Origin of the sequence: Aquidulcibacter sp. (assembly GCF_044346625.1) — a bacterium.
Classification (GTDB): Bacteria; Pseudomonadota; Alphaproteobacteria; order Caulobacterales; family Aquidulcibacteraceae; genus Aquidulcibacter.
Genome location: NZ_JBIIYV010000112.1, coordinates 1 through 6389, shown reverse-complemented (window position 1 = coordinate 6389; position 6389 = coordinate 1). Strand labels below are relative to the sequence as shown.

Below are 6389 nucleotides of genomic sequence, written 5' to 3'. Positions count from 1 at the left end.
CCGACGTGAGGAGGGGACGTATGTTGAGTATTGATCGGATGGATGGATTATATTCTGGTGGTGACACGTTGGTGTCGCGTGTGAGCGGCTATGGAGCGAAGCGTTGGTTTGACGTGGGTGTTAGCGGGCTTTTATTGTTGTTTTTGTTGCCATTTCTGTTGTGTGTCTGGGTGGCGGTGAAGGTAACGAGTAAGGGTCCTGGGCTTTATTGGTCGCGCCGTGTGGGACTTGGCGGTGGATTGTTTATGATGCCGAAGTTTCGCACGATGCAGGTAGAGGCTCCGTCGATGCCGCGGGAGGCGTTTGACGGGACGTGCGGATATTTGACGCCGATTGGCCAGTTCTTGCGCAAGCTGAGTATTGATGAGCTGCCCCAGCTATGGTCGGTGGCTGTGGGGGATATGAGTTTGGTGGGTCCGCGTCCGTTGTTGGCCAATGACCCGACGACGAAGATCCGCCGGACGCTGTTTCCGGAATGTTTTAGCGTGCGTCCCGGGATTACGGGCTTGGCGCAGGTGAATGGTCGCAACAGTGTGAAGCCGAAGGCGAAGGCGCGTTATGATGCGTTTTACGCAGTGCATTGCCATGCAGGGATGGATTTTCACATTTTGTTGCGGACGGCGGGAGCTGTGTTGGATTTGCGGCGGATTTTGTGATCCCCGCTCGCAGGCTGGAGCCTGCGAGAAGTAAAGAATATCAAGCGGGTTGGAGCCTGCGAGAGGTAAAGAATATCAAGCGGGTTGGAGCCCGCGAGGAAATCAAGATCAAGCGGGTTGGAGCCTGCGAGAAGTTAAAATCAAGTGGGCTGGGGCCTATGAGATTGAAGGACAAACAATGCTTGTATCTGGTGAAGGTATGAAGAGAGTTTTGGGCGGTTTGTTGCTGGCGTTGAGCTTGGTGATGAGCGCGCTTGTGTTGAATGCTGGGTTGGGTTTCGCGCAGGTGCAGGCCCAAACCCCGACGAAGTCGCAATTTGTGCCCTTAGTGAGCCAGAGTCAGAACCAAATGGGCGCGGCGATGAATGCGCAGGCATCGGGCGCTGAGGCGGTGAGCGCTGTGGGCGCGGGTGCGGGGTTGGATTATGTGTTGGCCCCCAATGACCGGGTACGGTTGATGGTGTTTGGGGAAGCGGATTTATCGGGTGAGTTTGTGATTGATTCTGGCGGTATGGCGTCGCTGCCTTTGGTGGGCGAGGTTCAGGCTGCGGGAATGAATTTGCGCACGTTCCAACGTGAAGTGGAGCGTCGATTGAAGAATGGCTATTTGGTGGATCCCCGTGTGAGTGCGCAGATTTTGAACTTCCGGCCGATCTTTGTGTTGGGGGAAGTGAAGATGCCGGGTGAGCATCCGTTTGCATCGGGTCTGACGTTATTGAATGCGGTGGCTCAAGCGGGTGGATTTACGCCTTTGGCCAATACCCAGCGTGTGTACATTCGCCGGGAGGGTTCGCCTGAAGAAGAAGAGCTTGTGGTGCGCAGTGGGGTTCCGGTGATGCCCGGCGATACGATCCGGATCGATAAGTCGGCTATGTTTATTTATGGCGAGGTTCGCACCCAAGGGGAGCTGCCGATTCCGCCGGGTTTGACGGTACGTACGGCGGTGGCCCAAGCGGGGGGCTTTACCGAATTGGCAGATACCCAGACGGTGTTTGTGAAGCGTGCTGGCAGTGAGAAAGAGATTGCGGTGCCGTTTGATTCAGGTGCCTTGGTACAATCTGGCGACACCATGCGGGTCGACAAATCGTCGTTTTTCATCACGGGTGAAGTGGCCTCGACAGGCGAATTACCGATGCGGCCTGGTCTTTCTGTGACGACGGCAGCGATTTTGGCGGGCGGATTTACGACGCGTGCGGATACCCGCAATGTATTTATTCGCCATGCTGGAGAAGCAAAAGAGAAGCGCTATAAGTTGACCAATGATTTGGTCGTGAAAAAAGGTGACACAATCCGAGTTCCTGAGAGGTTCTTCTAGGTAAGACTGGACTCTTAAGGGTTGCTCCTTGATAATAACTAGGCGATTGCCTGAGAGCTGACTGAGAAGTCAGGTGGGGATATTGGTGATGATGAAAAAACTGATGATTGGCCTGGCTGGCATGACCGTTCTTGGTCTTGGCAGTGTTGCGGGTGCGGCGGAAACGTCTCAATCCCTGCAGATGAAACTGATTGGCGCGGTCCAAGCAGCAGCCAGCGCGAACCAGCCTGTGGTACCGGCGGTGTCGGCGACGATTGAAGCGTCGGGGGCAAGCTCTGCGGTTGTGGTCGATGCGCTGACGCGCTTGCTGAACCAATGTCCATCCGGGGCTTTGCTGGAAGAATTGCGCAAGCGCGCTCCCGAGCGGATCCCTTTATGGTGCAGTGAAGCCGATCAAGCAGGGCTTCGTGGCTTGCGGTCTTTGACCTTGGCTTCCTTGGGATCGGCGACCGGGGATACCGGGGGTGGCACGGGTCTGCCTTTGCCACCAGCGGGATCTGGGGCTTCCACAGGCTCAAGCCATCAACCAGCACCTTGATGAAGCCTTTGATGGGCCCGTTGAGGGAAATAGACTTTTGAGGAAGTCTGGTTGCGACAATTTTCATGGGGACAGACTTTAGGTCTGTTGAAGATCAATCCGACGCTGGTAACGGCGTAAGTGTGGTGAACGAGATGATACGAACGATACAAATGGGACTGGTTGCAGGCCTTGTTGGGCTTCCGGGCTTGGCTTTTGCCCAAGTTATTAATCCCAATCCGACCTTGATCCAATTTGGGACCTTGCAAGCGGTTGGCTCCAACGCTTCGGTGTCGAGCTATCGTGGCCAGTTTGTTGATCGGGGTCGCAACAGCGGCGTACGCGACAAGCCTCGGGCGTCTGCCAGCGGCTTGCCGTTAGAGCCGGTCAATGTGCGTCTGGGTGCTTTCATCTTAAGCCCGACGATTGATTATGATACGTTCCAGACCGACAATGCCAAGCGGGCCAACACCAATGGCCAAAGCGATACGGGCTATATTATTCGCCCCCGTATGACCTTATCGTCCAATTGGAGCCGCCATGCGGTGAGCTTGGGGGCAGGCTTTGCTGGTACGGTGTATCAGGATTTCTCGACTGAAGATGCAACCGATGTAGAGCTTCAAGCTTCGGGTCGTCTCGACGTCCGCCGTGGAGCCAATCTGCAGGCGGCTTACCGCTATTTTGAAGGTACCGAGAGCCGCTCGACAGCAGGCCTACCCGTTAATGTGGCAGAGCCTGGCCAGTATGAGCAAAGCGCTTTGACCGTGGGTGGTGTGTGGGAACTAACCCGTACGCGTTTGTCGGCCAATGTGGATGTGAGTGACATCAGCTTTGATCCTGTGCCTTTGACCAATGGCACCATTCTGTCGCAGGTTGATCGCAACTCGGAAGGGGCAGCTCTGACCTTGCGCGCCGACTTTGCGCTCACCCCCAGCACGGCGATCTTTGCCAGCGGGACCTATGGCACCCGCAATTATCAAGAGCGCACAGGTGGTTTGTTCCCCGCGCGCGATTCCGATCAGAACCAAGCCATGGTCGGGGTCAATTTTGACCTCTCCGACCTTGCGCGCGGCGAAGTCGCTATTGGCTATTTGTCGCAGAGCTTTGATGCAGCTCTTTATGATGATAGCGAAGCTTTTGGCTATCGGGCGGCTGTGGAATGGTTCCCGACGACCTTGGTGACCGTCGGTTTGGTGGCGACGCGCAACATCACCGATTCCCCCGTTCAAGGTTCGGGTTCGGCGATTACGACAGGTCTGGGTGGCCAGTTGGATTGGGATGTGCGTTCCAATTTGGTACTTTCAGCCCGCGCCCAACGCGAGATATTTGAGTATGACAATGTTATGCGCCGCGACGAGCGTACCACTTTGACTGCTTCAGGTGCGCTTTTGCTCACCCAATGGCTGTCTGTGGTGTTTAATGTCACCAATGAGAAGCTTGAAACAAACAATGTGGCTGGCCTGAATTTTGAAGAGACACGCTACGGCGTACGTCTGTCGCTGCGGCGTTAAGCTTCTAAAGGGTTTTGGAGACATCTCTGGAACCCTAGCAGGGCCTGAGCCGGTCGAAACGGTGTGGGGCGTCCCAATTTGGGATGACCATGTTGTATCACAGCAGGATTCAAGCTGGGCTGACTGAGGCATTCTCAGTGCGCCTGTGTCAGTATGTGATTGGAGTTAGTAATGTCGGACGCAGCCTCGCTGTCGTACTCAAACGCCCGTACCACCCGAATTGCCCCTAGTGATGACGGTTCAATCGGGGCGATGGTGGATACAGCGTTTAATCTGCTGCGTCGTCGCTGGCCGATTTTGCTGGCGGGCATTGTGCTGGGTCTGGTCCTTGGCTTTGTGAAGACAGCCGTGACCCCGGTCCGCTATGTGTCCTCAACCTCCATTCTGATTGAAGATCAGAGCAATCAGATCGCCAGTGAAGATACTGCTGCGGTTAAAGCGGTCAGCCCACGTCTATCCAATGAAGTGCAATCCTTGCGGTCACCAGCTTTGATGGAGCGGGTGGTACGTCAGTTGAACCTGCAGAATGATCCAGAGTTTAATCCCTATCTGTCCTATCAGGCCCCGGCTCCGACCTCTCCCGCAGCGGCTAAGCCGGCATCGGCTGGCCAGACAGCCGTTCAAGCACCCGATGCCCGTCAAATCGAAGTAACTAAAGCCATTCTATCCCGCGCGCTCAGTGTTGAAACCGTCACCGGCAGTACGGTTATCGTCATCAAAATGACGGCCTCCAATCCGGTTAAGGCTGCCCAGATCGTGGATGCGGTTGCGGAAGGCTATTTGGCTGAACAATTGGATTCCAAACTCTCCACCACCCGTCAGGCCAAGATCTGGTTGCAACAGCAAGTTGAGCAGGTGGGTGTCCAACTCAAGCAACAATCAGCAGCCCTGCAAGCTGAGCGCGCGGCCAGTGGCCTCAATGTGGGCGGAGCCGGTTTGGCCGATCAACAAGTCAGCGCGCTGTCAGCCCAATTAAGCCAGGCCCGCGCCGATGTCGCCGCCCGCCAAGCGCGTGGCTCTTCAGGCTTTAGCAGCGCTGGTGTCGACTCTTTTGAATCCCCATCTGTCCAAGCCCTGCGCATCAGTGAAGGCGAAGTCCAGCGCCGCATCTCTGAACTCTCGGTGCGCTACGGACCTTCCCATCCTCAAATGCAAGTCGCCCGCGAACAACTCAACGATATTCGTCGTCAATTGCAACAAGAAGTGGCCAGGTCATCGCGGGGCACTTCCAACGAGTTACAAGTTGCCCAGCGCCGGGTGGCTGCCATTGAAGCAGAGCTCGCCCGTTGGACTTCTGTTCTGGGCCGCGACACCCGTCGCGCTTCGATCCAGCAACAGTTGCAAAGCCAAGTCACCGCCACAGAATCCACCTATCAGGGCTATGTTCAGCGCCTCCAACAAATCACAGACCTTGAAAAACTCCAGCGCCCGGATGGTCGCATCATCGTGCGCGCCCAAATCCCAGGCCGACCAGACTCGCCCAAGCCTACCCAAGACCTTGCCCAAGGCCTGCTCGCAGGCCTCGCCCTTGCCGCAGGTCTGATCGTGCTTCTGGAAAGCCTCCAGCGTGGCTTACGCACCCCCCAAGCGGTTGAAGACTGGACCGGGGCTCCCTGCCTCGTCTCCGTCCCCAAACTCACCGCGCGCGAAGTCAAAGACCTCGCCGCAACCGGGGGGCAGGGCCCAGCTGACTATGTCGCCGTCAAACCCCTCTCGCTTTATGCCGAGGCCCTGCGCCAACTCCGCGCCGACCTCATCCTCGCCCCAGATGGCGAAAAAGTCCCCCAAGTCATCCTGTTCTCGTCCGCCGTCGCCGGAGAAGGCAAGTCCACCACCGCTCTGGCCTTCTCCAGAACCCTTGCCATGTCCGGGGCTAAAACCATCCTCATCGAAGCCGATATCCGCAGGCCGACCATCGCCAATATCGCCGGCATCGAAGCCAAAACCAATCTAATCGAGGTCATCAATCATCACGACCGCCTGGAAGCCGCCCTGTCCCGCGATCTCCTCACCGATCTCGACATCTTGCCAACCCAAGCAATCAACGACCGTACCGGTGTCGATCAAGCCCTCGAGCGCTTCTCAGGTCTCCTCGACACCCTGCGCCCTCACTACCAGTTCATCGTCGTCGATACCGCACCCGTGCTCGCTGTCGCCGAGACCCAAACCATGGCCCGTCAAGCCGACGCCGTCATCCTCGTCGTCCGCTGGGGCGCTACCACCGGCGACGCCATCCGCATCGCCGTCCACGAACTCCAATCCGCCCACATCACACCCCGCGGCGTCGCACTCAACTCCGTCGACTTCAAAGCACAATCCAAATACACACGAGGCGACTCCGCCTCATACTATAACTCTTACTCAAAATATTACTCTTCTTAAGGATTGGC

Annotated in this window: 5 protein-coding genes; all 5 read left to right on the top strand. The window is 56.7% G+C overall.

From position 1 onward, the window contains the following. A partial coding sequence (locus tag ACIQ20_RS15450; RefSeq protein ID WP_395781859.1) for a sugar transferase occupies positions 1-656 on the top strand: 656 nt, incomplete at its 5' end. Positions 657-855: 199 nt separating this feature from the next. After that, positions 856-1971: an SLBB domain-containing protein gene (locus tag ACIQ20_RS15445; protein WP_395781857.1), complete on the top strand. Its 1116-nt coding sequence runs from the start codon at positions 856-858 to the stop codon at positions 1969-1971. An 88-nt stretch (positions 1972-2059) separates the two neighbouring features. Continuing rightward, positions 2060-2509: a hypothetical protein gene (locus ACIQ20_RS15440; protein ID WP_395781855.1), complete on the top strand. Its 450-nt coding sequence runs from the start codon at positions 2060-2062 to the stop codon at positions 2507-2509. Between the two features lie 134 nt (positions 2510-2643). Next, positions 2644-3999: an outer membrane beta-barrel protein gene (locus tag ACIQ20_RS15435; RefSeq protein WP_395781853.1), complete on the top strand. Its 1356-nt coding sequence runs from the start codon at positions 2644-2646 to the stop codon at positions 3997-3999. Between the two features lie 171 nt (positions 4000-4170). Next, positions 4171-6381 (top strand): GumC family protein, encoded by a 2211-nt coding sequence (locus ACIQ20_RS15430; RefSeq protein WP_395781851.1) that lies wholly within the window; start codon positions 4171-4173, stop codon positions 6379-6381. The last annotated feature ends 8 nt before the right edge of the window (positions 6382-6389 follow it).

What these genes read in the sequence shown, in the direction of transcription:
- ACIQ20_RS15445 (WP_395781857.1), top strand. Translation starts at nt 856, where the DNA reads ATGAAGAGAGTTTTGGGCGGTTTGTTGCTGGCGTTGAGCTTGGTGATG.
- ACIQ20_RS15440 (WP_395781855.1), top strand. Translation starts at nt 2,060, where the DNA reads ATGATGAAAAAACTGATGATTGGCCTGGCTGGCATGACCGTTCTTGGT.
- ACIQ20_RS15430 (WP_395781851.1), top strand. Translation starts at nt 4,171, where the DNA reads ATGTCGGACGCAGCCTCGCTGTCGTACTCAAACGCCCGTACCACCCGA.
- ACIQ20_RS15435 (WP_395781853.1), top strand. Translation starts at nt 2,644, where the DNA reads ATGATACGAACGATACAAATGGGACTGGTTGCAGGCCTTGTTGGGCTT.